This is a genomic window from Paraburkholderia sp. DD10, assembly GCF_049177125.1.
Lineage (GTDB): Bacteria > Pseudomonadota > Gammaproteobacteria > Burkholderiales > Burkholderiaceae > Paraburkholderia > Paraburkholderia terricola.
The window spans coordinates 2263833-2289578 of the sequence record NZ_CP185392.1 but is presented as its reverse complement, the minus strand read 5'-3'; the positions used below and the strand labels follow the sequence as shown (position 1 = coordinate 2289578).

The window sequence follows — 25746 nt, the reverse complement described above, 5'->3', positions numbered from 1 at the left end:
GGCCGGTAGCGCTTACATTTGGCCCTCGATTGCAGCTTGCTTCCTGCGCTAAGCAGCCGAATTTTGAGCCAATTCACAAATGATAGCGCTTACATTTTTAGTCGCGCCGACGAAGAGATGCAAGCCTTCGCGCATGTTTAGCGGGTAAACACCGGCATACCGGGACGCCCGCGGCCCGATCCGGCATGCCCCGCAAGCCCCCCAAATCCTGGCGAAAACCCCTGGCGAGATCATCGTTCCATCGGCAAATCTAACTGGTATGATGACCTCATGACGGCATAAGTGACGAGCGCGAAAAAGATAAGAACGCCTCGTCCGCGACTGGTTTTGCAGTGCACAGACGTTCATAAAAGGAGACAGACGATGAAGGCCTCAAAACGCTGGGTCGCGCTCGCCGCTGCCGCGATTACGCTCTTCACCGCGACGGGCGCCGCACACGCGGCCAACCTGATCGCGATCATTACCCCCTCGCACGACAATCCATTTTTCAAGGCCGAAGCGGACACCGCCAACGCGCGCGCCAAGGCGCTCGGCTACGACACGATCGTGCTGGTGCACGACGACGACGCCAACAAGCAATCCAATCTCATCGACACCGCGATCGCCCGCGGCGCGAAGGCGATCATTCTCGACAACGCCGGTTCAGAGGCGTCGATCGCGGCGGTGCGCAAGGCGAAGGCCGCGGGCATTCCGTCTTTCCTGATCGACCGCGAAATCAACGCGACGGGTATCGCCGTGTCGCAAATCGTGTCGAACAACTACCAGGGCGCGCAGCTCGGCGGCCGCGCGTTCGTCAAGGCGCTCGGCGAGAAGGGCAACTATGTCGAACTCGTTGGACGTGAAGCCGACATCAACGCGGGCATCCGCTCGAAGGGCTATCACGATGTGATCGACCAGTTCCCGAACATGAAGATGGTCGAGCGGCAGTCGGCGAACTGGAGTCAGACCGAGGCGTATCGCGTGATGGAGACCATCTTGCAGAGCCACCCCGATATCAAAGGCGTGATCGCGGGCAACGATACGATGGCGATGGGCGCCTCGGCGGCATTGAAGGCGGCCAAACGCAGCGACGTGATCGTGGTCGGCTTCGACGGCAGCAACGACGTGCGCGACGCGATCATGCGCAACGACATTCGCGCGACGGTGCTGCAACCGGCGGCGCTGGCCGCGACGGAAGCCGTCGAGCAGGCCGACAAATTCATGAAGACCGGTTCGACCGGCAAGCCCGAAAAACAGTTGATCAACTGCTCGCTGATTACCAAGGCGAACGCCGGCAAGCTCGACATGTTCGCGCTGCGCTAAAGCCTGTTGCCGGGGGCGACACGTCCCCCGGTTTTCCTCCGGCGTGGAATGAGGACACCCATGAGAGCTTCTGTATACGCGGCCATTCTGCTGGTCGCGGGCGGTGCGCTGTCCGGCTGCAAACTCGTCAAGCACGATGCCCAGGCATCGAAGGCGCCGCGCGATGCCTACGCGTCGGCGGGCTACGATCCGAACGCGATGGTGGCCTCCATGTGGAGCACGAAAGTGGTGCCGAGCGTCGAGAAGCGCGCGACCGATATCAAGGTGCTGCTCGACGCGATCAAGGCCGACCCCGACGCGGCCGGCAAAAAATATGGCTACCGGGGCAAGGACGATAGCGCGCCCTGGAATTTCCCGACCAGGGTGCAGGGCACCATCGTGTCGGTCGATACGGATTCGAGTCAGGGCACGGTGGGCGTCGATACGGACGGCGACGGCAAGGCCGACGTGATCGTCGATATCGGCCCGACGGTGCTGGGTACGACGCTGCGCGATTCGCTCGACTTCGTCTCGTTCGCGGATTTTCGCAACCAGATCGAATACGCGCGGTTCGGCACCGCGCTGAATGCCTACGCGGCGGCGCATGTGATGAAGCCGTTGCCGCGCGCCGACCTGAAAGGGCAGCCGATCACGGTCACCGGCGCGTTCTCCTACGACGGCGCGAGCGAGCAGCCGGAAGTGGTGCCGCTGGCCGTCGCGCTCGGGAGCAAGCCATGAGCGCGGCCGCCGTGGACAACGACGTGATCCTTCAGGTCGAGGCAGTGACGAAGGTGTATCCCGGCACGGTCGCGTTGAAGGAAGCGAGCTTCAGCGTGCGGCGCGGCGCGGTCAACGTGCTCGTCGGAGAAAACGGCGCGGGCAAGTCGACCATGATGAAGATCATTGCCGGCGCGGAGCAACCCAGCACGGGGCGCTTGCTTCTCGACGGCCAGCCGATCGAACTGGCGAGCAGTTCGGATGCGCTGCGTCACGGCATCGGCATCGTGTTTCAGGAACTCAACCTGTTCCCGAATCTGTCGATCGCGGAGAACGTCTTCATTGCGCACGAAATCACGCGTGCGGGCATCGACATCGACGCCGGCGCGCAGCGCCGCAAAGTGAGCGAACTGCTCGAGCGCCTCGAACTCGACGTGAGCCCCGACACGCTGGTCGAGGATCTGCGCATCGGTCAGCAGCAGCTCGTCGAAATCGCCAAGGCGCTGGCGCACGACGCGCGCATTCTGATTCTCGACGAGCCGACCTCGGCGTTGAGCGCGGCCGAGGTCGAGGTGCTGTTTCAGGTGATCGCCGATCTGAAATCGCATGGCGTCGCGATTGTTTATATCTCGCACCGGCTCGAAGAGCTGATCCGTATCGGCGACTACATCACCGTGTTGCGCGATGGCCGCATTACCGGTCATCAACCGATGAACGAGGTGGACGTGCCGTGGATCGTGCGGCAGATGGTCGGCCGCGAGACGAAGGATTTTTCGCGCCCCATCGGACACGAACGCGGCGCCGAAGTGCTGCGCGTGCATGACGTATCGCTGCCGCGCAAGGGAGCCGGCCTGCTCGTGGATCACGTCTCGCTGTCGCTGCACACGGGCGAGATCGTCGGCATTTACGGGCTGATGGGGGCGGGGCGCTCCGAACTCTTCGAATGCATTCTCGGCTGTCATCCGCATGCAACGGGCGATGTCGTGCTCGCCGGCAAGCCGCTGAACGGCAAGCCGATAGCCAGGCGCGTGGCGCAGGGTCTCGCGCTGATTCCCGAGGACCGCAAGGCCGATGCGTTGCTGCCGATCCTGTCGATCGGCAGCAACATGACGCTGTCGAGCCTCGCCGATTTCGCGCGGGGTTTTCACATCGAGCGGCAGCGCGAGCACAACGCCGTCACGCGTTTCATCCGCGATCTGGCGATCAAGGTGGCCGACTGGCATCTGCCGGTCAGTTCGCTCTCCGGCGGCAATCAGCAAAAGGTCGTCATCGCGCGCGCGTTGATGACGGCGCCGAAGGTCTTGCTGATGGACGAGCCGAGCCGCGGCATCGACGTGGGTGCGAAGGCGGACATCTTCAAGGTGATGCGCGATCTCGCCGTGAAGGGGCTCGGCATTCTGTTCGTCACGTCCGACCTCGAAGAAGTGATGGCGCTGTCCGATCGCATTCTGGTGATGTCGAACGGGCGCATCACGGCCGAATTCGATGCAAGCGAAGCCACGCAGGATGCGCTCGTCGCGGCATCGGCGATTGGACACCGCGTCGACGCGCATGCAAGCGGACAACTGGCCGCTGCATGACGCGAATTGTGACGCAGATGATGCAAACCAGACACGCAGGCCCGACCGAACGACTGGAGACCTTTTTCATGACCGTAGCGATCAAAAGCGCCGCGCCCGGCGCGACCCTCGGTGAAGCGCCGCTTTTACTGCTGCTCAAGCTGCGCACGTTCATCGCGCTCTTTGCCGTCGTCATTTTCTTTTCGTTCGCGGCGCACAACTTTCTGAGCATCGAGAATCTGCTGATCATGTCGCGTCACGTTGCGCTGAACGCGTTTCTCGCGATCGGCATGACCTTCGTCATCGTGGCGGGCGGCATCGATCTGTCGGTCGGCTCGATCGTCGGCCTGTCGGGAATGATCGCGGGCGGGCTGATTCTCAACGGCATTCCGCTCGGCAGCAGCTACACGCTCTATCTGAGCGTGCCCGAGGTGATCGGCGTCGCGCTGTTGTCGGGCGTCGCGGTCGGTGCGGTGAACGGCTTGCTGATTACGCGGCTGAACGTTGCGCCGTTCATCGCCACACTCGGCACGTTGTATATCGCGCGCGGCGCGGCCTTGTTGTCGTCGGGCGGCGAGACGTTCCCCAACCTGACCGGCAACCCCGATTACGGCACCACCGGCTTTCCGCTTCTCGGCAGTTCATCCCTTCTCGGCATGCCTCTCACGATCTGGCTGCTCGTCGTGGTCGGCGCATTCGCGGCCTATCTCGCGGCACGCACGCCGCTCGGGCGGCAGATCTACGCGATCGGCAGCAACGAGCGCGCGGCCCAACTCTCCGGCGTGCGCGTGAATCGCGTGAAGATGTTCGTCTATATGTTCTCGGGTTTTTGCGCGGCGATTGTCGGGCTGATCATTTCGTCGGAACTGGTCGCGTCGCATCCGTTGAGCGGCGAGACGTTCGAGCTCAACGCGATCGCCGCCGCCGTGCTGGGCGGCACGTCGATGTCGGGCGGGCGCGGCAGGATCGGCGGCACGATTATCGGCGCGTTCGTGATCGGCATTTTGTCCGACGGGCTCGTGATGATGGGCGTCAGCTCGTTCTGGCAGACCGTCATCAAGGGCGTGGTGATCGTCGCGGCGGTGGTGGTCGATCAGATACAGCGGCGGGTGCAGCAGCGCTTCGCGTTGCAGAAGCAGGCGGCGACGGGAGCGTGAGCGATGAGTGCAACGGACGCAACGAACAAAACGGCACAGCGCTTCAAAGGGGCGGTGATCGGATGCGGCTTCTTCTCGCGCAATCATCTGCATGCATGGCGGGACATCGACGGCGTGGAGATCGTCGCGCTGTGCGATGCCGATAGCGAGCGGCTGAACACGGCAGGACAAGCGTTCGGTATCGAGCGTCTATACACGGACGCCGCGGCGATGCTTAGCGCCGAGCAACTGGATTTCGTCGACATCGCGACGACCGCGCCGAGTCATCGTTCGCTGGTCGAGTTGGCTGCGCAAGCGGGCGTCGCGGCGATCTGCCAGAAGCCGTTCGCATTGACGCTCGCCGATGCCCGCGCGATGGTCGCCGCATGCGAGCGCGCTAGCGTGCCGCTGATGGTCCACGAAAATTTTCGCTGGCAGCCGGCGATTCAGGCCGTGGGCCGCGCGCTGCGCGACGGTGCGATCGGCGCGCCGTTCTGGGGCCGGGTGTCGTTTCGTTCAGCGTTCGACGTATTCAGCGGGCAACCGTATCTCGCGCGAAACGAACGCTTCATCGTGGAAGACCTGGGCATTCATATTCTCGACATCGCGCGCTTTCTGTTCGGCGATGCAACACGTCTCACCGCGGCGACCTCGCGCGTGAACCCGGCGATTGCCGGTGAAGACGTCGCGACCATGCTGCTCACACACGAAAGCGGCGTGACGAGCGTGGTGGATTGCAGCTACGCGTCGCGCCAGGCGCGCGAGCTGTTCCCACAGACCTTGATCGAAGTGGATGGCGCGGACGGCACGCTGCGCCTGTCGGCGGACTACCGGCTGGACATTCACAACCGCGACGGCACGCGCACCGAAACGGTGGCGCCGCCGCCGTTGGCCTGGGCCAGCGCGCCGTGGGGGGCGATTCAGGGCAGCGTGCTGAACATTCAGCGTCACTGGATCGCTTGCCTTAACAACGGAAGCGAACCGCAAACGAGCGGCCGCGACAATCTGAAGACGCTTGCGCTCGTCGAGGCTGCATACCTTTCCGCGCGTGAAGGCCGAACGGTCGCGTTGAATTCGCTCGACGAGGCAGCGCATGCGCTCACGTTCAGTTCCTCCGATGCGGTGCCGCGATGAATAGCCGTGATCGCACGCTTGCGAATATTTACTACGGCACCTCGCAGATCGAGCCAACAGCGCAGACGCTGACGGCCGGCCCGTGGTCGGCGCTTTTCATCGACGGCGCGTTGCGCGAGATTCGCCACGGCGGCACCGAAGTCGTTCGTGCGATTAGCTGGCTCGTGCGCGATCGGGATTGGGGCACTTGCCGGCCGGAGATTCGCGACGTCGAAATCGAGCCGCGTGCGCGGGGCTTCCATGTCTCGTACGCCGCGCGCTGCGTGAATCCCGAGGGCCATGTACTGACCTACACGGTCCTGATCGCATGCGACGCCGACGGTGCGTTCGAATGCAGCGCCCGGGCCACCGCGCAAACGGACTTTCTCGCGGCGCGCTGCGGCTTCGTGGTTCTGCATCCGATCGAGGGCATCGCGGGCGCGGCGGCGCGCGTCACGCACGACGACGGCACGATCGAGACATCGTCGTTCCCGGCGTCGATCGATCCGTGGCAACCGTTCAAGCACATCCGCGCGATCGAGCATGCGCTTGCGTCCGGCGCAACGGTGCGCTGCGCTTTCACCGGCGACGTGTTCGAGATGGAGGACCAACGCAACTGGTCGGATGCATCGTTCAAGACCTACTCGCGTCCGCTCGAACTGCCGTGGCCCTACACGATCGAAAAGGGCTCGACGAGCGAGCAGTCGATACGTGTCGAAGTGGACGGTGCGCCGCCCGAATTGAACGCGGTAGCGGCGCTGTCGCCACGCCACGGCGAAATCCTGATCGACTTGCGCGGCATCGACGAGCCGATGCCCAAACTCGGCGTGACGATCGCGCCCGACGAGATCGACGCGACGCTTGCCAATCTGTCATTGCTGGCCGAACTCGCGCCGCAGCGTCTGACGCTGCACTTCGATCCCGTCGCCGGTCACGGTCCTGCGGAACTCGCGCGGTTCGCGCAACTGCAACGCCGCGCCGCGCTCCCCGCGGTGCTCGAATGCGCGCTGCCCGGCGTGGCCGCGCCCGAAGAGGAATTGCAATGGATCGCGGCGCGGATTCAGGAAGCCGGACTCGAGTTGACAGGCATTGTCGTTAGTCCGTCCGTGCACCGGCAGTCGAACCCGCCGGGGAGCATCAGCCCGCCGTGCCCGCCGCTCGACGAGGTTTACCGCGCCGCACGCCGCGCGTTTCCCGGCTTGCGTCTAGGCGGCGGCATGCTGAGCTACTTCACGGAACTCAATCGCAAGCGCCCGCCGCTGGAACGGGTCGATTGGGTCACGCATGCAACCTGTCCCATCGTTCACGCAGCCGACGACCGCAGCGTCATGCAAACGCTCGAAGCGATTCCGCACATCACGCGTTCCTGTCGCGCGCTGATCGGCGCGCAGCCGTATGCGATCGGCCCGGTCTCGATCGGCATGCGGCAGAACCCGTACGGTTCGCGCGTGATGCCGAATCCGCGCGGCGAGCGCGTGGCGATGGCCGGCGACGACCCGCGTCAGCGCGGTCTGTTCGGCGCAGCGTGGCTGGCCGGTTACGCAACGGCGCTCGAAGGCGCGGCGCTCGAATGCCTGACCCTCGGCGCGCTGACGGGGCCGCGCGGCCTGGTGGATGCCGCGTCCGCTCCAGCGCGCTATCCGATGTTTCATGTCGCCGCCGCGATGGCGCGGATGGCCGGAGCGACCCGCTTGCCATGCCGCGCGGCGAGTCCTCGTGAGGTCGCGTGTTTCGGCGCGCGGGATGCGCAGGGACGCATGCGCCTGATCGTCGCCAACCTCACCGCGGATCAACGCACGGTGTGCTTGACGTTCAGCGGCGGCAGCGTGGCGGCTGACATGAGCCTATCCACGCTCGACGAAGCGTCGTTCGACGCGGCGCAAGGCGGGCGAATTCCAGTGGACCGGCTGAGCCTCGTGAGCGACAGCGTGTTGTCGCTCAAACCCTTCGCCTGCATGCAGATAGCTTCCGGGCCGACACCTTTCGGGCAGCCGATGCCTGCCGCCCGCGACCGATAGGAGATGTGAGATGCAAACCGTAACCGTGGACCCCATCGAACGATCGGCTATCCGCAAGGTGTCGATCCGCCTCGTGCCGTTCGTCGCGCTGATGTTCTTCATCAATTTTCTCGACCGCACGGCAATCTCGTTTGCCGGCCCGAACGGCATGACGAAGGACCTCGCGCTGAGCGCCGCGCAATTCGGTCTCGCGGCCGGCGTGTTCTTCATCGGCTACATCGTGCTGGAGATTCCGAGCAATCTCGCGTTGCACAAGTTCGGCGCGCGTCGTTGGCTCGCTCGCATCATGGTGTCGTGGGGCATCGTCGCGTTGCTGTTCACGTGGGTTAGCAGCATTCCCGGCCTGTACACGCTGCGCTTTCTGCTCGGCGTGACGGAGGCGGGCTTTTTCCCGGGCGCGATTCTGTTCCTCAGCATGTGGGTGCCGTCGCGCTATCGCAGCCATATTCTCGCGCTGTTCTATCTCGCGCAGCCGCTGACCATCGTGATCGGCGCACCCGTGGCCGCGTTGCTGATCGAGGCGCATGGCCTCTTCGGGCTGGCCGGCTGGCGCGTGATGTTCTTCGGCGTCGCGGTGCCCGCAATCGTGGTCGGCGTGGTGGCGTGGTTCTATCTCGCCGACCGGCCCTCACAGGCGCGCTGGCTGACCGCCGCCGAGAAAACCTGGCTCACCGCCGAACTCGAAGCGGAAGAACGGGCCCGCGCCAATGCGTCGACACAGCATTCGATGCATGCGCGAGCCGCATTCAGAAGCGGCCGCGTGTGGATGTTCGCGCTGATGTACTTCGGCCTGATCTATGGACTCTACGCGCTCGCCTTTTTCCTGCCGACGATCATCGGCGGCTTCGAAGGCCAGTTCGGCACGCACTTCAACGTGTTCCAGAAGGGTTTGATCACCGCGATTCCGTATCTGCCCGCCGCGCTTGCACTGTATCTGTGGAGCCGCAATGCGACGAAGCACGGCGTGCGCGCGTGGCACATCGGCGTGCCCGCACTGATCGGCGCGGCGAGCATTCCCGTCGCGCTGTACATGCAATCGCCCGCCGCGACCGTCGCCGTGATCACCGTCACCGCATGCGCGATCTTTTCCGCGCTGCCGAATTTCTGGGCGCTGCCCGCGCGTTTTCTCTCGGGCGCGGCCGCTGCGGCCGGTATCGCGCTGATCAACACCATCGGCAATCTGGCCGGCTTCATGGCGCCGTATGTCACGGGCGCCGTCAAGGATGCGACCGGCTCGTATCACGCGCCGATGTTCGTGGTCGGCGTGCTGATGCTGATGAGCGCAGGGCTTGCCTTCGCGTTCTGCAGCAGAGCGCGCCTGCCTAAACCCGGCGACGGCATCGCGCCCGTCACGCTCGAGCCGCAATCGCATTCGAGCTGATCGCCACCAATTTTTCAATGAATCCATGCAAGGAGTTCGCACCATGAAAGAAAAGATCGCACTGTTCGGCGCCGGCGGAAAGATGGGCTTTCGCCTCACCAGCAATCTGCTGAAGTCCGACTACCGCGTCGCGCACGTCGAGGTGAGCGAGGCGGGGCAAAAGCGTCTCAAGGAAGAACTGAACGTCGACTGCGTGTCAACGGATGCCGCGCTCGACGGCGCGCAGGTGGTGATCCTCGCGGTGCCCGACACGCTGATCGGCAAGCTCAGTCACGAGATCGCGCCGAGGCTGCCGGCCGGCACGATGGTGATGACGCTGGACGCCGCCGCGCCGTTCGCCGGCCACCTGCCCAAGCGCGACGACCTCACGTATTTCGTCGCGCATCCGTGTCATCCGCTGATTTTCAACGACGAAGCCGATCCGAAGGCGCGGCGCGATTTCTTCGGCGGCGCATACGCGAAGCAGTCGATCACCAGCGCGCTGATGCAAGGCCCGGAAGAAGCGTTCGACCTCGGTGAAGACGTGGCCAAGGTGATCTACGCGCCGATCCTGCGCTCGTATCGTTTGAGCGTCGACCAGATGGCGCTGCTCGAACCCGGCCTGTCGGAAACGATTTGCGCGACGCTGCTGTACGTGATGCGCGAAGCGATGGACGAGACCGTGAAACGGGGCGTGCCGAAAGAGGCGGCGCGCGATTTTCTGCTCGGGCACATGAACATCCTGAGCGCGGTAATCTTCAACGAAATTCCCGGCGCGTTCTCCGATGCGTGCAACAAGGCGATCGAATTCGGCAAGCCGCGGCTGATGCGCGACGACTGGAAGAACGTGTTCGACCGCGCGGAAATCGCCGAGAGCATTCGCCGGATCACCTGACATGAAAACGTGTGCCTTCTTGCCGATTGCCAAACAGGGATTGATATCGTGAGCGAACGCATCCACGCCACTTACTGGCTCGAAACCGGCGACGATCCGCAACGCGCCGCCGACGTGATCGCGGGTGAGCAGTCGAGCGGCACCTTTGTCGCGTTGCCCAACGAAACGCCCGAACTGAAGGCGCGCTCGGGCGCGCGCGTCGAAGGTTTGACGGTGCTGGAGACGGTCGGCCGGCCGAGCCTCGCCGGCGGAATCGTGTCGGAGCGCTATACGCGTTGCACGCTCGAACTGTCGTGGCCGATCGAAAACCTCGGTGCGTCCTTGCCGAATCTGCTGTCGACCATCGCGGGCAATCTGTTCGAACTGCGGCAGGTGTCGGGCTTGCGCCTGACCGGGCTGACATTGCCGCCGTCGTTCGCCTCCGCGTATCCGGGGCCCGCGTTCGGTATCGAAGGCACGCGGCGGCTGAGCGGGGTCACGCGCGGCCCGTTGATCGGCACGATCATCAAACCGAGCGTCGGCTTGTCGCCGGAGCAGACGGCGCAGCAGGTGCGTGAACTCGTCGCGGGCGGCATCGACTTCATCAAGGACGATGAATTGCAGGCCGACGGTCCGCATTGTCCGTTCGACGAACGGGTGCGGGCCGTGATGCGCGTGGTCAACGCGGAAGCGGATCGCACCGGCAAGAAGGCGATGGTCGCGTTCAACCTGACGGGCGATCTCGATCAGATGCGTCGTCGTCATGATCTCGTGCTGGCCGAGGGCGGCACCTGCGTGATGGCGGTGCTCAACTCGATCGGTCTGGTCGGCATGCATGAATTGCGGCGACACGCGCAGTTGCCGATTCACGCGCATCGCGCCGGCTGGGGTTATCTGTCGCGCTGCGCCGAATTGGGTTGGGACTACGCGCCGTGGCAAATGATCTGGCGTCTTGCGGGCGCCGATCATCTGCATGTGAACGGGCTGCGCAACAAGTTCAGCGAGCCCGACGACAGCGTGATCGCCGCCGCGCGCGCGGTGCTCGCGCCGGTGATGCCCGAAGCGCCGATGTCCGCGATGCCGGTGTTCAGTTCGGGGCAGACCGGCTTGCAGGCCGCGGACACCTACGCCGCGATCGGCTGCGCGGATCTGATTCATACGGCGGGCGGCGGCATCTTCGGTCATCCGGGCGGCGTGGCGGCGGGCGTCGAGGCGTTGCGCGAGGCGTGGGTCGCGGCGATCGAAGGCGTGCCGCTCAGGCAGCATGCTTCGAGGCATCCGGCACTGAACGCCGCGCTGGAGTTCTGGAAATGAACGGGACCGAGCCGATGAACGCGACGAACGCGACGAACGCGACGAACGCGACGAACGCGACGAACGCGACGAACGCGACGAACGCGACAGCGTGGCCCGCGGGGTTGCTGCTCGCCTATTACGGCGACGACTTCACCGGCTCGACGGACGCGATGGAAGCCATGCAAGCCGCCGGCGTGCCGACCGTGCTGTGTCTGCAAAAGCCGACGCGCGAGTTGCTGGCGCGTTTTCCCGAAGTGCGCTGCGTGGGCATGGCGGGTTCGTCGCGTGGACGTTCGAGCGCATGGATGGACGACGAGCTTGCGGATGCCTTTGCAAGCCTCGCCGCGCTCGGTGCGCCGATTTTGCAATACAAGGTGTGCTCGACCTTCGATTCGTCCGCCGAGGTCGGGTCGATCGGCCGCGCGATCGACATCGGCGTCAGGCATAGCCCCGGCCACTGGTCGCCGATGGTGATCGGCGCACCGCGCCTGAAGCGTTATCAGATGTTCGGCAACCTGTTCGCCGCCGTGGATGGCGTCGGCTACCGGCTCGACCGGCATCCGACCATGTCGCGGCATCCCGTCACGCCGATGAACGAGGCCGATCTTCGCCTGCATCTCGCGAGGCAAACGGCGCGGCGCATCGAACTGATCGACATGCTTCAACTGCGCGGCGCCGATGTCGCGTCGCGAGTGCGAGCGCTGAGTGCGCCCGACACGCCGGTCGTCCTGATCGACGTGCTCGACGAAGCGACCCTGGCTGCGGCAGGGCGTCTGGTTTGGGAGCAGCGTGGCGGCGGGATATTCACGGCGTCGTCGTCGGGTCTGCAATACGCGCTGGCGGCGCATTGGCGCGCGTGTGGATTGTTGCCGCCGACGCCGTCGCTACCGGTCGCCGATCCCGTGCAGGCGATTGCGGCAGTGAGCGGCAGTTGCTCGCCGGTGACGGCCGCGCAAATCGGCTGGGCGCGCGCGCACGGTTTTCACACCGAGCGCCTCGATTTGCCGAGGGCGCTCGATTCGCGCGACGGCGCCGCCGAGATCGAACGCGTCGTGATGGCGGCCACGCAGGCGTTGAATCGTGGCGTCAGCGTGATCGTGCATAGCGCCGAAGGGCCGGACGATCCGGCGGTAAGCGGCTTCGACGCCATTGCGTGCGCCGCCGGACTCGCGCGGCACGATGCGGCGCGCCAGGTCGGGCGTGCCTTGGCCGAGGTGATGCGGCGCTTGCTCGATAGCGTCGCGCTGACGCGCGTGGTGGTCGCGGGTGGCGACAGTTCCGGCGAGGTGGCGAGCGCGCTGGGTATCGATGCGCTGAGCGTCGTGGCAGGGCTCGCGCCTGGCGCGCCGCTGTGCCGCGCATGGTCCGCCGAACCGCGGCGCGATGGTCTGCAAATCGTGCTGAAAGGCGGGCAGATCGGCGATGCCGCGTTCTTCGGCGCGGTCAGGGAAGGGCGCGTGTCGGCGATATAACGTTCGGGCGCGTGTCGAGCGAGAGAGCGGTTGCGTCGCAGGCTGCCGCTCTCGCCGGATCATGCTCCGCGCTGTCCTCGCGCCCTTCCATCGGGCGGCGTGTCCGTGGTAAGGTCATTACACCACTTGGTTTTACGCGGACATGTCATGGCTGAGATCATTCAGCGCCGAAAGCTGTATCAGGAAGTTGTCGACCGGCTCATGGAACGCATCCGTTCGGGCGAAATCGCGCCCGGCGCGCAGCTTCCATCGGAGCGGGAGTTGATGGAAATTTATGGCGTGGGCCGGCCCGCCATTCGCGAGGCACTGCAAACGTTGGAGCGCTCCGGCATTGTCGAGATCGTGCACGGCGAGCGCGCGAGAGTCGTCGTGCCCACGGCCGACCGGTTGATCGCGCAGATCGCCGGCGGCGCGATGCACCTGCTGCGCAGTCATCCCGACATGCTGGCGCATCTGAAAGAGGCGCGGGTTTTTCTCGAAACGGGCACCGCGCGCATGGCGGCGGAGCGCGCGACCGAGGAAGACGTGGCGCGTCTGCAACTCAGCGTGGCGCGGCATCGTGCCTCGATGGTCAATCTGGAGGAGTTCATCGAGCGCGATATGGCGTTTCACCGCGAGATCGCGTTGATCAGCGGCAATCCGATTTTCCCGTCGATTGTCGAATCGCTGTTTCGCTGGGCGGGCGAGTACTACCGGCCGCTCGTGCGCGCGCCCGGCGCGGAGGAGTTGACGCTGTCGGAGCATCAGCGAATCGTCGACGCGATTGCCAGACACGACGGCGACGGAGCGGCCGAAGCGATGCGCGCGCATCTGAATCGCGCGAACGAGTTGTATCGGACGCTGGGGCAGACGTAGCGGTGTCGAAGCTCGGCTCGGGAGCTAAGGTCGGAACTGGTGTACGGGGGAGTTAAGGCGGGAGATTGAAGGCGGTGGAGGTTTCAGCTGAGAATCTGATTGTCGAAGTCGGAAACCAGCAAACAACAAACCATCCACCATGAGCAAGTTTACGGAAAAAGAAGTCGTCGGTCTATCGGCGGCCGGTCTGGGTCTGGACGAACTGGTGCGGCAGGGAGCGCGGCAGGTGATTCAGCAGGCCATCGAGGCGGAGCTGTCGGCGCTATTGGAACGGTTCGAGAACGTCAAGACCCTGCACGGCCAGCGTGCCGTGGTACGCAACGGCTATTTGCCGGAGCGCGAGGTGCTGACAGCAGCCGGCCCCATTCCGGTGAAGGTGCCGAAGGTTCGGGATCGATCAGGATCAGGTGTGAAGTTCAATTCGTCGATCGTGCCGCCGTACGTGAGGAAATCGCCGCGCGTGAGTGCCGCGTTGCCGTGGCTGTATCTGAAAGGCATCTCGACGGGCGACATGAGCGAGGCGCTGAGCGTGCTGCTGGGAGATGACGCCAAAGGCCTGTCGGCCAACGTGGTGAGCCGGCTGAAGGCGCAGTGGGCCGATGAGCATGCCAACTGGAGCCGGCGTGATCTGTCGAAGTCGCGCTACGTCTATTGGTGGATCGACGGCATTCATACCGGCCTGCGTAGTGAGAACTCGGACGGCCAGTGCCTGCTGGTGATCATTGGCGTCAGGCCGGATGGGCGCAAGGAGCGTGTCGCGATCGGGGACGGGTATCGCGAGTCGAAGGCGTCATGGCAGGAGCTGCTGCTCGATCTGAAATCGCGTGGCCTGCAGACCGGACCACTCCTGGCAGTTGGGGACGGCGCAATGGGCTTCTGGGCGGCGCTGGAAGAAGTGTTTCCTGCGACACGCGGCCAGCGCTGCTGGTTTCACAAAATGGGCAACGTGCTCAATGCACTGCCGAAGTCGCAGCAAGGCCGCGCGAAGGCGGATCTGCAGGCAATCTGGATGGCCGCGACGCGCGCCGACGCGTATGTCGCGTTCGATCGTTTCGTGACGGTCTATGCGGCGAAATACCCGAAGGCGACTGAGACGCTGAAGAAGGACCGGGAGAGTCTGCTGGCCTTTTACGACTTTCCGGCCGAACACTGGCAGCACCTGCGCACGACGAATGCGATTGAGTCGACGTTCGCGACCGTGCGTCATCGCACCACGCGCACGCGCAACTGCGTGTCGCGACCGACCTTCCTCGGTCTGGCATTCAAGCTGATCGAGGAAGCCGAGAAAACCTGGCGCCGCATCAACGGCCCTGAGCAGATCAAGCTGTTGCTGGAGGGCATTGCCTTCAGGGACGGCGAGCCGGTGCAAGGCGATCAACCGGTTCAGCAGAAACTCGCCGCTTGACGTCGCCGGCCATTAACCGCCCATACACCAGACTTGACCTTATCTCTCGGCTCGGCGGCTCAGGCCACGGGCGCGGCCGGCGAATTCGGCGTGTATTTGCGCAGCCGTTGCGAAACCGTATGCGAGGGCCTTTCGATCATCCGGTAGAACGCGTAACTGATGGCGAATGCCAATGGCACCTGTACGAACCACGCGAATCGTGACGTGCCGTCGAAGCCGCTCATTTCCAGCAATGCGAGCGCCATCTTATGGCAAAGATAAAGGCTATACGACCACGCCCCGAAAGCCGCGAGTGCGGACCAGATGCCGGCTTTGGAAGGCGTGGCGGTTTCCGTCGCGATCCAGATTGCCGCGAGAAACTGAAATAGCGGAAGCGTGATATCAGGCGTAATCAACGGCACGATCGCCGGCTTGAGATTCGATTCGGACAGCAGGATCATGATCGCCGCGCCGGCCACGACAATCGCCACTCTGAGCGCAATCAGGTAGTTCGCCAGGTAATGCGTGGTCCGATCAAGCCCGTTCTTGATCATCATCGTGAGCGGCGAATACGCGCCGCGAACCTGGAATTGCTCCGCATTGCGCTGCGTTTCCGCGATCAGGCAGCCGAAAATCCATCCCGATGCATAGAGTAAAGCCGTACCCGGAATTCGATACGTCTCATAGACGCAGCCGTAACAGGCGGGATGCCCGAACTGGCGAACCACCGTCACCATGACCGCGGCCGCCATTGCACTGCCCACGATCATTTCGCCGATGTAGCGAAAGTGCGGGCGCAAGATGGGATAAACGGCGTAATACGCCATTTCGCAGTAAAGCGACCACAACACGGACTCGAGATAATTCTGCCCCGTCGGCAAAGGTTGAACGAGGCATAGCAGGATCGCGAGCGGCAATCCGATGCGGACGAATCGGGACGCGTAATAGTTGATCGGCTTGAGGGCGACATCCTTCTGATACGCGTTGTGGATGCAATAGCCGGAAATGACAAAGAACACGATGACGGCTGCCGGACCCGCAAACAGCGCGGTCGATCCCGACCACAACGCGCCGCCTAAAAAAGCGAGCCGATGCGGCAAAAGCTCCTTGAAGAGGGGCGGACGAAAGTGATACATCAGGACCCAGAACGCCGCAAGGAATCGAATGGCGTCTATTTTCAACGACTTGCTTATTTTCGCGGACGCCGGCGGAGTCAAGGTCATCGTCATGGGTTGCCCCTCTTTTTCAGGCTGCGACGATGTTACCTCCGCGGTTAAGAACAAAAACCGAAAAAAAAGCTGAAATTAATGGTATTGCGAAGGTATTGCGAAAGTATTGCGAAGCCGATAAACAATGCAGAGCCGCTATTCAAGCCCGCGTTTTTACTCACGGCTGATCGGCGTGAAGCGCCTGCCGCGCATGGCATCTGGAGCCGGACAATTGGCGGGCGGTCCGGGTCTGGACGGCGGCAATCGCGGTGTAGTATTCCAGCATGTCCGCATGGATGCGCAGGCTCGACGGGGATACATCATGTCAAGCGAATGGAAGCGCCGCGTCAGGCTGTTTATTCAGCGTTTCTGGCAGCCGACCAGTGCGTGCATGACCTGCATGCCGGGGAGTTGGGGCAATGTCATGAGCCTTGCTCATTGGACCATCGCGTTCCAGACGGGGCTGCTCACCGGACTCCTCGCCATACTTCTGACGTTCACGCCCGCGGCGAAATTCTTCGCGCACCGATATAGCAATGCGCTGATGGTCGGCTTTCTGACGACGTTAGGCGACGCCTATTCGCATGCGAGTCACTATCGCATTCCCATTGTCGAGCACGTGTTGACGGGGGTGGCTTCAGCGCTATTCGCGCTGGCCGCGTCGTATCTCTTCGAAGACCGCGCGCGACGCCTGCGGGCGGCATGGGCGTGGATTGTCGGTCAACCCGTGCGCTGACTTTCTTTCTGAACCGGCGCACGGCGGTCGAGCGGCGCACTTGCTCCGGCAGGCATCCAGAGCCGCTTATGCGCCGGACGCGGCCCACGCCGCGATCACCAATAGCGCGAAGCCCAACACGGCGACGCCCGCGTGAACCACGATCAGCCACTTGGGCAACGCGAGCATCTTCCAGTGATAGCGGAGATTCAGCACTGCGCCGCCCGCGCCCGCGATCAGAAAAAGGATCAGTGCGCCAAGCGCGAGCGCGGGCAATCCGACCGTGGCGGCCGCATAAATCAACAGCGTGAGCGCCGCGGCGGCGACCGAGCCGTGCAGCATGGCAAGCCATGCCGGCGGATGAGGCTGGCCGGCGAAACGCATGCCGGCCATGACGAGCCCGCCGAGCGCGCCCAGCGCGAGCAATACCGTTGCCGTTTTCAATACCAATGCGGGTTCCATGATGTAGCTCCCAATCCAACGCCGGATAAAGCAGGGCAATGAGCAGGACAACGAGCACGGCATGGCTCGAAGGTCAGCCGTTCTCGCCGCTCTCCAGGCGCGACAGCACCGCGGCAACCAGCCGGTCGCAATGACCGCCGCCAAATTCGAAGAGATCGCGCTCGGCCAGATCGAGGTCGCGCGCGAGCGACTCGCGCAGCATGCTCCGCGCACGAAAATGCCGGCTGCGCACGGTCGCCTCGGAAATATCGAGGCACGACGCGGTTTCCTCGACGCTCATTTCCTCGACCGAACGCAGCATGAATACGATGCGAAACGCGGCGGGCAACCGGTCCAGTTTACGTTCCAGCAAAACCCGGACCTCGGCGCGTGCCGCGGCATGATAGGAAGGATCGTGATCGTGCTCAGCCATCGCATCGGCCTCGGTATCGGTATCGGTATCGGGGTTCGTGTCCACCAGCGGGATGATGTTTTGACGCCGCGCATGCCGGCGCACCCGACCGAAGCATTCGTTGAGCACGAGCCGCGAAAGCCACGTGAAGAGCGTGGCGTCGCCGCGAAACTGTCCGATTGCCCGATAGGCGGACAGATACGCGTCCTGTAGCGCGTCCTCCGCATCGGCGTCGCATGGCAACACGGCGCGCGCGAGGCGAAACAGGCGCCGGTTGTACCGGCGCATCATCAGTTCGAACGCCGACCGGTCGCCTGCCGCGATGCGACGGGCGATCGATGGGTCGTCGTCTGCCTGGTTCGCCGTCCGCGCTGCGGGATTCGTCATGATGGCTCCTGAAGTCAGCCGTTTCATTGCACGGTCAGCGTGCCTTGCATCGTGGGATGGAAGCGGCATAGGTAAGGGTAGCTGCCCGATCGGCGCACGACGTGGGTCCACGATGCGTTTGCAGCGATGCTCCGCGAATCGAAGGCATGGGAGCTTGCGCTCACTGTGTGCGGAAACGGATCGCGGTTGGTCCAGACGACCTTGTCGCCGCGATGCACCGTCAGCCTCGGCGGATCGAAGCGCATGCCTTCGATGCTGACGACATAAGTCCTGGGCGACGCGCTCGCATCGACCGTTGCCGCGAAGCAGACGCTTGCCAGCAACGCGCCCGCGAGCCAGGCCGGTCCGATGCGTGGACCGCCGCGCCGACGCAAGTTCGCGGCATGCCAACTCATGCGCTCAGCCACCGCTCTTGCCCAGCGAAGCCTGCAAGTGCTTCGCATGGTCCAGATGCGCGACGAAGGCCGGCCGCACCTTGACGAGCAGCGCCTTCAGTTCGCCATTCCGTGCGTTCGGAATCAAGGTCTTGTCGAGCGCATCGAGTACGTTTTCATGATAGGTGACTTCGTGATCGATATACGCCTTGTCGAACGCCGCGCCGTCGAGCTTCTTCAGGTTCGCGAGATTGTCCTCGCCGCCTTGCTTGAGGCTCCGGCTCGTTGCGTTCTCCTCCGGTGTGACGTTCAGTTTGTGCGCCAGGTCGACGGCCGCCTTGTTGACGCCGCCATGGTCGGTGACCATCTGTTGCCCGAAGGCTTTCACGTCTTTCGAGCTGGATTTCGACTGCGCGAGCTTGCCGGCGTCGATATCGACCTGGTTTGCGGTAACGACGATCGCCGCGATTTGCGGGTCCGTTGGCCCGGCGCCTTGCGCCCACGCAGCGAAACTGGACAAGACCAGCGCGCCGACCCATCCCGTCTTGATGATGCTCATACGAATTCTCCCGGTGATAACGACACGTCGCGTCGGTTGGTGTCGTCGATGACGAAACAGCGACGCGGATATGAACTTAGATGTCGCGTGTCGATGCCCCGTTCCGGATTTGAATTTGGGTTTCCGCGCAGGGGTCCGTAGCGATGGATTACTTCGCGCTTTCGCGAATACGCGATCCACGCTAACGTTTACCGCATGCACGGCGGCGACCCGCGAACGCCGGGCCGGCATCGCCGGCGTTGCCTTTTGCGCGTAGCGGTAGTGCGATCTGGCGCGCCGATCATTGCAGCGCCGTCGAAGGCAACGTCCCGATGCGGGAGGCAAGCATGAACATTCCTGGGCGTATTGCAATCGTCAGTGCGGCCGCGCTCGGCATCGCCGCGCAGGCCGGCCAGGCGCAGCACATACGTGTCGAATCGGCAACCTATGGCGCGAATTGCGGCGCGGCAACGGGCAACGTCACGCGCGATCTCGCGAGGCGCTGCAACGAACGCGAAACATGCCGCTACGTGGTGAAGGCCAGGCCCGCTCGCACGCCCCATGCGTCGTGTGCCGCGGACTTCATCGCCGAATGGTCATGCGATCACCGCGAGTTTCATCGCGCGATGCTAAGTGCCGAAGCGGGCAACGGGAGCGCGTTGATGCTGACTTGTGTGCCGGCGACGGGTGCGGGGAAGTGAGCGCGATTAACTGCCGACCACAGGATGCCCCGGTGCGGATCAGCGAGTCGCCTGTCATCGCTTTCCTTCGAAACAACACCTCAACGGGGCGCCATCACGCGCAGTACGGGATGCCCGTCGACGTTTTTCAGGGGGAAATACACGCGATGCGTCGATGGATCGACGCCGACCACATGCGCGTTCGGCCCTATGCGACCTTCGCCGATTTTCGTCACGGCTGAAGCGCCAACGGCGAACATCGATACGATCCCGGCTTCGCCAGCAACGTAAAGCGTGCCCGGTCCGGGATCGAACGCCAGCACATCGGGATCGCCGCCGACCTCGAATGACTGGACAACCTGCCTCGTGAGCAGATTCAGCGTCAGTAATCTGTCGTTGCCTTCGCACGCGATAAAGGCGAGGTGCGATTGCGCAACGATATGGAGGCCGTGGTTGCCTCGCGCGCCCGGCAGATCGATCCGCGCGACGATCGCGTCGTTCGCCGGATCGATTTCGACGAGTTGCCGTCGGGTCTGAACATTGACGAAGATATGACGGGACGCGGCATCGTATTGGGTGTTGCCGGCTTCGCCCCCCAACGCGATCGTGTTGATGCGGCGATTGGACCGGGTATCGATCACCGTTTCAGTTTCACCGGTCTCGTCCGACACATAGAGTTTCCGGTTCTCCGGCGCATAGGCCATTCCGTCCGGATAGACGCCGCCCGGCATGCGCGCGGTGATTTTCAGGGTGGCCTCGTCGATGGCGACGACCTCGTTCGTGCCCGTTGCGGACGCGTAGAGGCGCGACTCCTCGGGCACCACCAGAACGCCGTGCACCGCGGCGATGTTGCCGATACGGCCGACGACACGCGAGGTCTGCGTATCGAAGACAATTACTTCGCTGTCGCCGAGGTGCGCGATGAAGAGCAGGTGCCGGGCCGGGTCGTAGCTCGCGTAATCGAGGCGCGAGGCGCGGCCGGGTAGCGGGATGTCGGCGACGTGCGTCAGCGGCAGCGTCGTCGCCGCCGGCTTGTCATGAGCCGCCGCGCTGTCATGGACGATAAGCGCCGCGACCGCGGCCATCGAGACCACCGCGAACAACGAGGCAAACAACGAGGCAAACAACGAGGCAAACAACGAGGCAAACAACGAGGCAAACAACGAGGCAAACAACGAGGCAAACAACGAGGCAAAGCAGCGGCGACCCATGCCATTACGATCGGTCATGATGAACCTCCGTCGAGCTTGACGTGACGGAATGCGGCGAGCAGCGACAGGTCGTACGCGATCTTCAGCGCGCCGCACACGACAAGCGGGGCGCCGAGCCACCCAAGGCCCAGCAGTGCCCCTGAGAGGGTGGGCGCGAGCGCGGCTGCCAGGCTTCGCGGCACCGCCGTGAAGCTGGCCGCGGCGGGACGCTCGCCGGGCGTCACCACCGACATCACGTAGGCGCTGCGCGTGGGCACATCCATCTGCGATAGCGCACTGCGTGCAAGCAGAAGCGCCAGGGTCAGCGTGAGCGATGGCGCAAACGCCGCGCCAATCAGGCATAGGCTCGAAGGGATATGCGTGAACACCATGGTGTTGAGCAGGCCGATCCGGCGTGACAACGGTGCGGCGGCAAGTTGAGAGCCCGCGCTCAGCAGCCCCGCCCAGAAAAAGAACTGGCCGGCCGCGGCAAGCGACAGTCCGAACCGCTGGATCAACCACAAGGTCAGTAGCGAGTTGACGAGAAGTCCGCCTGCAAACGCATCGACACTAAAGAGCAGGGCAAGGCGCGCGACGATTCCCCGCGAGGGACCCAGCGGCACGCGCGGCGTGTCGGGCCTGGACCGGCGCGCCGGTAGGCGTCGGTAGAGGAACCAGATCACGGCTCCCGCGATGGCATAGAGGACGAACATCGCCCGTATCGCCGTGAGCGGAGAAGCAGCCGACCCTGCGGCGATCGACTCGGGCAGGCCAGCCGCGAGTGCGCCCACTGCCGCGGAGAGCGCGCCGACGAGGCTATAACGTGCGAACAGGGCGGTTCGTGCGTCTCCCGTTGCGGACTCGGCGAGCCTCGCATGCTCGAGCGGAAGAAACAGGCTGACATCGCCGGAACTCGGGTTCAGCGTGCCGACGAACGCGACCACGAGTAGCGGCCATAGCGAAGACACGCCTGCGAAAGCAAGACCTGTCGCCATCATCAGCGCCGCCGCGAAGAGCAACAGGCCGCGCTGCGTAAAGCGATTGCCCGCGAAACCCACCAGCACCGTTGCGATGGCGGACCCGAACAAGGTGGTCGTGCTGATGAGACCGACGGCCAGTTGCCCAAAGCCGAGCGCCAGCAGATAGCCGGGCAGCAGCACCGCGATAAAACCGTCGCAGATGCCGCGCAAGGCGCGAGCCGCAAGCAGAATCGAAGCGCCTCGCTCGATGCCTTCGGGAAGGAGCAAGGCGGACAGCCGTGCCCTGAGTCCTCTCATCGCCGTACGCGTGACCATGAATGTCGTCCTCGCGGGTGTCCGCGCGCGCGCTCAAATGGCGTGCGAATGAATCAGCGGGTACACGGCAAGACCGATGAGCGCGGCGGCGATGACGACGACCGGCTCCTGCAGTTTCTTGAAGCGCCACAGCAGCAGGACGGTGGCGAGCGCGAGCAGAACAGTCGGCCAGTCGACGATCGAGCGCCGTGCGATCACGATCACCGAGCCCGTAATGGCGCCTACGGCAGCGGCGGTGATGCCGTCCACGAAGGCCTTGACCGCGGGCAGCTTGCCGTACTTCTTGAAGTACGGCGCCGGCAGCACCGTGAAGAGATAGCAAGGCAGGAACGTGCCGAGCGCCGCCACGCAGGCGCCCGGCAGTCCCGCGACCAGATAGCCGATGAATCCAACCGTGATCACGACGGGTCCCGGCGTGATCATCGCGACGGCCACGGCATCGACGAACTGCTTGTCGTTGAGCCAGTGATGCTCGGTGACGACGCCGCCGTAAAGGAACGGCACGATCGCCAGTCCCGAGCCGAACACAAACGCGCCCGCCTTCATGAAGAACAGCCCGATCTGGCCGAGCAGAGGCCAGTCGATACCGCTGAGAACACCGCTTGCGGCCGGCAACTGCGTGGCGGCAACGACATTCAGGCCGCCCTTGCGGAGCCATTTCGGGGGAGCCGCGACGAACCAGTTGACGACGCCGCCCGCGATGAAAAGCCACGCGATCTCGGATTCGGTGATGACGGTTACCGCCGCGAGCGTCAGGTAGATCGCCCACAGGAGTCTGTTTCCGCCGATGGTCCTGATGGTGAGTTTGTACGCGCTCATCGCGATGATGCCGACCACGGCGGCGCCCACGCCGTAGAAGGCGGCCTGCATCCACGAGAGTCCGCCGAAGTGGGCGTAGGCCCAGCCGAGGCCGACCACCATCAGGAACGACGGCAGGATGAAGGCGATGCCGGCCAGCGTCGCGCCCACGATCCGATAGTGCACGTAGCCCATGTAGATGCCGAGTCGCGCAGCCAGCGGCCCCGGCATCATCTGCGCGAGCGCCAGTCCCTCGCGGTAATCCGACTCGCTGATCCAGTTCTTTTCCTCGACCAGGTCACGGTGCATGTACCCGACCAGCGCCACGGGTCCGCCGAACCCGAACGCGCCAAGGCGCAGCATGTACAGCACCAACTGGCCGAGCGTGTAGCCCGGCGCCGTCACCGTCGTGGTAGTCATGATCGCCCTCCGGCGTCCCGGCTTTTCGCGGCCGACGTGAAGTGCGTGTAGAGCGAATCCAGCACGCGACTCATTTCATCGAGCAACTGATCGTCGTGCGCCGCGCGTTCGCTTGCGCCGGCCATCACGGCTTCGAAACCGGCGGCCTCGGGAACGGCGGCGCCGCCCACGTCGAGCGCGTGAACCATCTCTGCGATCCGCAGCAGCGCGGGCTCCTTCTCCAGCCCGAAGCTCGCGATCAGCACCTCGAACGTCACGCATTCGCCGATGTGCGTGAACGCGGCGCCGTCGAAGTCGAAACCGAGTGCGTCAGCGGGGCAGGCACTGGGTGACGTGAGCCACATGAAACGTGCGTCGCGATCGATGAAGCGCCGGATCAGCCAGGCGCTCGCGACACGATCGACCCACGGATGCTGCCGCGTGGCCCAGGTGCGTCCTTGATAGTCGCTGGCCGACAGGCTTCGAATGGGCTGCTCGGCCGAATGAGGCTCACCCGGCGAAAGCACGGTGTCGACCAGCCCGATGAAGTCTTGCCACGCGGCTTGCGCACGCGTTGCGGTGTCGCCCGGGAAGTAGTCGGTCGCGACGATGGTCTCGTAGTCCTTGCGCAAGCGTCGCCGCAACCGGATGAGATCGGCTGCGGATTGGCCCGAGATCGTCTTGCGTGCGTCTTTCAGGGAACGCATGAACGCCGCGTGGTCTTCAGCGCGGTCGAACAGCGCCCGGAATTCCGCTTCCTGCACGGCATCGAGGCTCGGCGCGCGCAGCAGATACGCGTTGCCGCCGCTGTCCGCGATGGCGCTCGCCAGCTCGCGCAGCATCTGCTCGCGCTCTTCGGTATAAGGCAGCAGGTAGATGCCGTCGCGTAGGACGGCACATCCCTTCGCTTTTAGCGCGCGCCAGAAACGCATGCGGGCCGTGGCGTTTTCGGTGGGGAGCGTGAGAACCAGCAGGGACCAGGTGGTGAGTGTAGTCATGTGACGTAAACTACATCTGTGTTGCAGGTTCTACAAGATTTTTGATGTTCGTCCAGGCAAGGATTATCGGTTTTCGGTGGCGTGTCGCCCGCGCCTTCCCGAAACCTCATGCCGTCCGATGAGTAGTTTCACCCGTTATACCGGGCTGTTTATTCAAAACGCGTGCAAACGTTTTATGCAGTTCGCATTCAATGCCGGCACACGTCCATCGGACCGCGAAGATCCGACCAGCACCGCTGAGAGAATATTTCCTCAGCCCACGCTAAAGATTTCTATTTTCCTGCCGTTTAAACGGCTGCGCGATTTTGCGCGGGCATATCGAGAGTTGAACAATCATTTTGCCGGATTAACAATCCGCACGCTAAATACCATAATGAAAATGAAAGAAAGACTACCTTTAGTAATTTCCTTGTTGGGTTCATTCGCACTCGCCGCGTGCGGCGGGGGCGGGGGCGACAGTTCGTCGTCCGCCGCTGCGCCGGCCTCGAGCGCCAGCGCACCGGCGCCGGCCTCGGCGCCCGTGTCGACGCCCGTCGTCTCGGGCGAGACACTGCCGAGCCTGACGGCTCCGCAGTCCGGTTCGACTGCCGCCACGGGCAATGGCTTCGAAGGCATCTGGACGCAATCGTCGTCGTCCCGCACGACGGCCTTCGTGGACCCGGCGAACAACCTCTCGTACACGAGCGGCCTGTTCAACGTCGTCACGTCGACGTTCTTCGGCACGGCAACGACCGCTGCACCGAACTGGACCTTGACGAGCGGCTTCGAGACCTTCGGCGGCCTGCGCTTTACGGCCACGTCGGGAAGCGGCACGTTCAGCGCGAATCAGACCCTGACCGGCAGCTACGTCGCGAACGGCAACACCGTGAATCTGTCCTTGAACTACGACCCGGCGAACGCGCTCGCGGTCACGCAGTCGAGTGTGACGGGCACGTGGGCGCAAAACACGACGAGCCTGACCATCGACGACGCGGGCGGCTTCACCGGCAACCTGCTCGGCTGCGGTGTCTCGGGCACGTTGGTGTTGACCACGCCAGGCTCGAACAAGAACCTTTACACGATGACGACGACCGGCACGACGAGCACCTGCACGCTGGCTTCGGGCGTGACCTATACGGGTAATGCGGCGATCACGTTCCTGCCGGTTTCCGGCAGCACGACGTTGTACCAGCGGACAATCATGTATCTGATCAAGGCAACCGACAACTCGTTGGTCGCCTACGGTCAATTGCTGAAGCAGTAAGCC

At 63.9% G+C, this 25746-nt stretch carries 24 protein-coding genes; 15 read left to right on the top strand and 9 right to left on the bottom strand.

Going from position 1 to position 25746, the window contains the following annotated elements:
• Nucleotides 1-363 precede the first annotated feature (363 nt).
• From ACOCG7_RS10430 to ACOCG7_RS10375, 12 genes are all read left to right on the top strand, one after another.
• On the top strand, nt 364-1302 hold the full coding sequence (locus ACOCG7_RS10430; protein WP_083080953.1) for a D-ribose ABC transporter substrate-binding protein: 939 nt from the start codon (nt 364-366) through the stop codon (nt 1300-1302).
• Nucleotides 1303-1362: 60 nt separating this feature from the next.
• Nucleotides 1363-2019 carry a DUF2291 family protein gene (locus ACOCG7_RS10425; RefSeq protein WP_244745304.1) on the top strand — a complete coding sequence of 219 codons (657 nt, stop codon included), beginning with the start codon at nt 1363-1365 and terminating at the stop codon, nt 2017-2019.
• Nucleotides 2016-3578: a sugar ABC transporter ATP-binding protein gene (locus ACOCG7_RS10420; RefSeq protein WP_073429213.1), complete on the top strand. Its 1563-nt coding sequence runs from the start codon at nt 2016-2018 to the stop codon at nt 3576-3578. Before ACOCG7_RS10425 ends, ACOCG7_RS10420 begins: the two co-directional genes overlap by 4 nt.
• Before the next feature lie 68 nt (nt 3579-3646).
• The gene (locus tag ACOCG7_RS10415; RefSeq protein WP_083082903.1) at nt 3647-4714 is read left to right on the top strand and encodes an ABC transporter permease; all 1068 of its coding nucleotides are present in this window, start codon (nt 3647-3649) and stop codon (nt 4712-4714) included.
• A gap of 3 nt (nt 4715-4717) precedes the next feature.
• Complete coding sequence (locus ACOCG7_RS10410; RefSeq protein ID WP_083080950.1) at nt 4718-5827, top strand: Gfo/Idh/MocA family protein; 1110 nt, start codon at nt 4718-4720, stop codon at nt 5825-5827.
• The gene (gene apnL / locus ACOCG7_RS10405; protein WP_083080949.1) at nt 5824-7824 is read left to right on the top strand and encodes a D-apionate lactonase; all 2001 of its coding nucleotides are present in this window, start codon (nt 5824-5826) and stop codon (nt 7822-7824) included. Before ACOCG7_RS10410 ends, apnL begins: the two co-directional genes overlap by 4 nt.
• A 10-nt stretch (nt 7825-7834) precedes the next feature.
• Nucleotides 7835-9205 carry an MFS transporter gene (locus ACOCG7_RS10400; protein ID WP_073429210.1) on the top strand — a complete coding sequence of 457 codons (1371 nt, stop codon included), beginning with the start codon at nt 7835-7837 and terminating at the stop codon, nt 9203-9205.
• A 43-nt stretch (nt 9206-9248) separates the two neighbouring features.
• On the top strand, nt 9249-10079 hold the full coding sequence (locus ACOCG7_RS10395; protein WP_421375375.1) for a phosphogluconate dehydrogenase C-terminal domain-containing protein: 831 nt from the start codon (nt 9249-9251) through the stop codon (nt 10077-10079).
• A 48-nt stretch (nt 10080-10127) separates the two neighbouring features.
• Nucleotides 10128-11372 (top strand): ribulose-bisphosphate carboxylase large subunit family protein, encoded by a 1245-nt coding sequence (locus tag ACOCG7_RS10390; protein WP_073429208.1) that lies wholly within the window; start codon nt 10128-10130, stop codon nt 11370-11372.
• Nucleotides 11369-12826, top strand: coding sequence for a 3-oxo-isoapionate kinase OiaK (gene oiaK, locus ACOCG7_RS10385; RefSeq protein WP_310315472.1), 1458 nt, complete (start codon nt 11369-11371; stop codon nt 12824-12826). The genes ACOCG7_RS10390 and oiaK overlap by 4 nt, the downstream gene beginning before the upstream one ends.
• Nucleotides 12827-12973: 147 nt before the next feature.
• Nucleotides 12974-13681: a transcriptional regulator NanR gene (locus tag ACOCG7_RS10380; protein WP_073429207.1), complete on the top strand. Its 708-nt coding sequence runs from the start codon at nt 12974-12976 to the stop codon at nt 13679-13681.
• Nucleotides 13682-13820: 139 nt separating this feature from the next.
• On the top strand, nt 13821-15086 hold the full coding sequence (locus tag ACOCG7_RS10375; RefSeq protein WP_421375143.1) for an IS256 family transposase: 1266 nt from the start codon (nt 13821-13823) through the stop codon (nt 15084-15086).
• A gap of 59 nt (nt 15087-15145) precedes the next feature.
• On the opposite strand, the gene ACOCG7_RS10370 is transcribed toward ACOCG7_RS10375, so the two are convergent.
• The gene (locus tag ACOCG7_RS10370; protein ID WP_421375372.1) at nt 15146-16348 is read right to left on the bottom strand and encodes an acyltransferase family protein; all 1203 of its coding nucleotides are present in this window, start codon (nt 16346-16348) and stop codon (nt 15146-15148) included.
• Between the two features lie 247 nt (nt 16349-16595).
• Between ACOCG7_RS10370 and ACOCG7_RS10365 the strand changes: the two genes are divergently transcribed.
• The gene (locus ACOCG7_RS10365; protein ID WP_073429205.1) at nt 16596-17009 is read left to right on the top strand and encodes a hypothetical protein; all 414 of its coding nucleotides are present in this window, start codon (nt 16596-16598) and stop codon (nt 17007-17009) included.
• A gap of 66 nt (nt 17010-17075) precedes the next feature.
• Here the strand turns inward: ACOCG7_RS10365 and ACOCG7_RS10360 are convergent, their stop codons facing one another.
• The 4 genes from ACOCG7_RS10360 to ACOCG7_RS10345 form a co-directional block, all read right to left on the bottom strand.
• Entirely contained in the window at nt 17076-17450 is a 375-nt protein-coding gene (locus tag ACOCG7_RS10360) for a hypothetical protein (protein WP_073429204.1), read from the bottom strand.
• Between the two features lie 73 nt (nt 17451-17523).
• Nucleotides 17524-18228 carry an RNA polymerase sigma factor gene (locus tag ACOCG7_RS10355; protein ID WP_073429203.1) on the bottom strand — a complete coding sequence of 235 codons (705 nt, stop codon included), beginning with the start codon at nt 18226-18228 and terminating at the stop codon, nt 17524-17526.
• Nucleotides 18229-18251: 23 nt separating this feature from the next.
• On the bottom strand, nt 18252-18623 hold the full coding sequence (locus ACOCG7_RS10350; RefSeq protein ID WP_073429202.1) for a cupredoxin domain-containing protein: 372 nt from the start codon (nt 18621-18623) through the stop codon (nt 18252-18254).
• 4 nt (nt 18624-18627) lie between these two features.
• Nucleotides 18628-19161, bottom strand: a complete 534-nt coding sequence (locus tag ACOCG7_RS10345; protein WP_073429201.1) for a DUF4142 domain-containing protein — start codon at nt 19159-19161, stop codon at nt 18628-18630.
• Between the two features lie 326 nt (nt 19162-19487).
• On the opposite strand from ACOCG7_RS10345, the gene ACOCG7_RS10340 reads away from it, so the two are divergent.
• Nucleotides 19488-19841 (top strand): hypothetical protein, encoded by a 354-nt coding sequence (locus tag ACOCG7_RS10340; protein WP_073429200.1) that lies wholly within the window; start codon nt 19488-19490, stop codon nt 19839-19841.
• Between the two features lie 80 nt (nt 19842-19921).
• Here the strand turns inward: ACOCG7_RS10340 and ACOCG7_RS10335 are convergent, their stop codons facing one another.
• The 4 genes from ACOCG7_RS10335 to ACOCG7_RS10320 form a co-directional block, all read right to left on the bottom strand.
• Entirely contained in the window at nt 19922-20905 is a 984-nt protein-coding gene (locus ACOCG7_RS10335) for a YncE family protein (protein WP_084561413.1), read from the bottom strand.
• 140 nt (nt 20906-21045) lie between these two features.
• Nucleotides 21046-22305 carry an MFS transporter gene (locus tag ACOCG7_RS10330; RefSeq protein WP_227470422.1) on the bottom strand — a complete coding sequence of 420 codons (1260 nt, stop codon included), beginning with the start codon at nt 22303-22305 and terminating at the stop codon, nt 21046-21048.
• A gap of 33 nt (nt 22306-22338) precedes the next feature.
• The gene (locus tag ACOCG7_RS10325; protein WP_421375368.1) at nt 22339-23523 is read right to left on the bottom strand and encodes a chromate transporter; all 1185 of its coding nucleotides are present in this window, start codon (nt 23521-23523) and stop codon (nt 22339-22341) included.
• On the bottom strand, nt 23520-24500 hold the full coding sequence (locus tag ACOCG7_RS10320; RefSeq protein ID WP_421375366.1) for a chromate resistance protein ChrB domain-containing protein: 981 nt from the start codon (nt 24498-24500) through the stop codon (nt 23520-23522). The genes ACOCG7_RS10325 and ACOCG7_RS10320 overlap by 4 nt, the downstream gene beginning before the upstream one ends.
• A gap of 373 nt (nt 24501-24873) precedes the next feature.
• On the opposite strand from ACOCG7_RS10320, the gene ACOCG7_RS10315 reads away from it, so the two are divergent.
• Nucleotides 24874-25743: a hypothetical protein gene (locus ACOCG7_RS10315; protein ID WP_083080945.1), complete on the top strand. Its 870-nt coding sequence runs from the start codon at nt 24874-24876 to the stop codon at nt 25741-25743.
• Nucleotides 25744-25746: the final 3 nt, after the last annotated feature.

What these genes read in the sequence shown, in the direction of transcription:
- ACOCG7_RS10430 (WP_083080953.1), top strand. Translation starts at nt 364, where the DNA reads ATGAAGGCCTCAAAACGCTGGGTCGCGCTCGCCGCTGCCGCGATTACG.
- ACOCG7_RS10425 (WP_244745304.1), top strand. Translation starts at nt 1,363, where the DNA reads ATGAGAGCTTCTGTATACGCGGCCATTCTGCTGGTCGCGGGCGGTGCG.
- ACOCG7_RS10420 (WP_073429213.1), top strand. Translation starts at nt 2,016, where the DNA reads ATGAGCGCGGCCGCCGTGGACAACGACGTGATCCTTCAGGTCGAGGCA.
- ACOCG7_RS10415 (WP_083082903.1), top strand. Translation starts at nt 3,647, where the DNA reads ATGACCGTAGCGATCAAAAGCGCCGCGCCCGGCGCGACCCTCGGTGAA.
- ACOCG7_RS10410 (WP_083080950.1), top strand. Translation starts at nt 4,718, where the DNA reads ATGAGTGCAACGGACGCAACGAACAAAACGGCACAGCGCTTCAAAGGG.
- apnL (WP_083080949.1), top strand. Translation starts at nt 5,824, where the DNA reads ATGAATAGCCGTGATCGCACGCTTGCGAATATTTACTACGGCACCTCG.
- ACOCG7_RS10400 (WP_073429210.1), top strand. Translation starts at nt 7,835, where the DNA reads ATGCAAACCGTAACCGTGGACCCCATCGAACGATCGGCTATCCGCAAG.
- ACOCG7_RS10395 (WP_421375375.1), top strand. Translation starts at nt 9,249, where the DNA reads ATGAAAGAAAAGATCGCACTGTTCGGCGCCGGCGGAAAGATGGGCTTT.
- oiaK (WP_310315472.1), top strand. Translation starts at nt 11,369, where the DNA reads ATGAACGGGACCGAGCCGATGAACGCGACGAACGCGACGAACGCGACG.
- ACOCG7_RS10380 (WP_073429207.1), top strand. Translation starts at nt 12,974, where the DNA reads ATGGCTGAGATCATTCAGCGCCGAAAGCTGTATCAGGAAGTTGTCGAC.
- ACOCG7_RS10375 (WP_421375143.1), top strand. Translation starts at nt 13,821, where the DNA reads ATGAGCAAGTTTACGGAAAAAGAAGTCGTCGGTCTATCGGCGGCCGGT.
- ACOCG7_RS10365 (WP_073429205.1), top strand. Translation starts at nt 16,596, where the DNA reads ATGTCAAGCGAATGGAAGCGCCGCGTCAGGCTGTTTATTCAGCGTTTC.
- ACOCG7_RS10360 (WP_073429204.1), bottom strand. Translation starts at nt 17,450, where the DNA reads ATGGAACCCGCATTGGTATTGAAAACGGCAACGGTATTGCTCGCGCTG.
- ACOCG7_RS10355 (WP_073429203.1), bottom strand. Translation starts at nt 18,228, where the DNA reads ATGACGAATCCCGCAGCGCGGACGGCGAACCAGGCAGACGACGACCCA.
- ACOCG7_RS10350 (WP_073429202.1), bottom strand. Translation starts at nt 18,623, where the DNA reads ATGAGTTGGCATGCCGCGAACTTGCGTCGGCGCGGCGGTCCACGCATC.
- ACOCG7_RS10345 (WP_073429201.1), bottom strand. Translation starts at nt 19,161, where the DNA reads ATGAGCATCATCAAGACGGGATGGGTCGGCGCGCTGGTCTTGTCCAGT.
- ACOCG7_RS10340 (WP_073429200.1), top strand. Translation starts at nt 19,488, where the DNA reads ATGAACATTCCTGGGCGTATTGCAATCGTCAGTGCGGCCGCGCTCGGC.
- ACOCG7_RS10335 (WP_084561413.1), bottom strand. Translation starts at nt 20,905, where the DNA reads ATGGCCGCGGTCGCGGCGCTTATCGTCCATGACAGCGCGGCGGCTCAT.
- ACOCG7_RS10330 (WP_227470422.1), bottom strand. Translation starts at nt 22,305, where the DNA reads ATGGTCACGCGTACGGCGATGAGAGGACTCAGGGCACGGCTGTCCGCC.
- ACOCG7_RS10325 (WP_421375368.1), bottom strand. Translation starts at nt 23,523, where the DNA reads ATGACTACCACGACGGTGACGGCGCCGGGCTACACGCTCGGCCAGTTG.
- ACOCG7_RS10320 (WP_421375366.1), bottom strand. Translation starts at nt 24,500, where the DNA reads ATGACTACACTCACCACCTGGTCCCTGCTGGTTCTCACGCTCCCCACC.
- ACOCG7_RS10315 (WP_083080945.1), top strand. Translation starts at nt 24,874, where the DNA reads ATGAAAATGAAAGAAAGACTACCTTTAGTAATTTCCTTGTTGGGTTCA.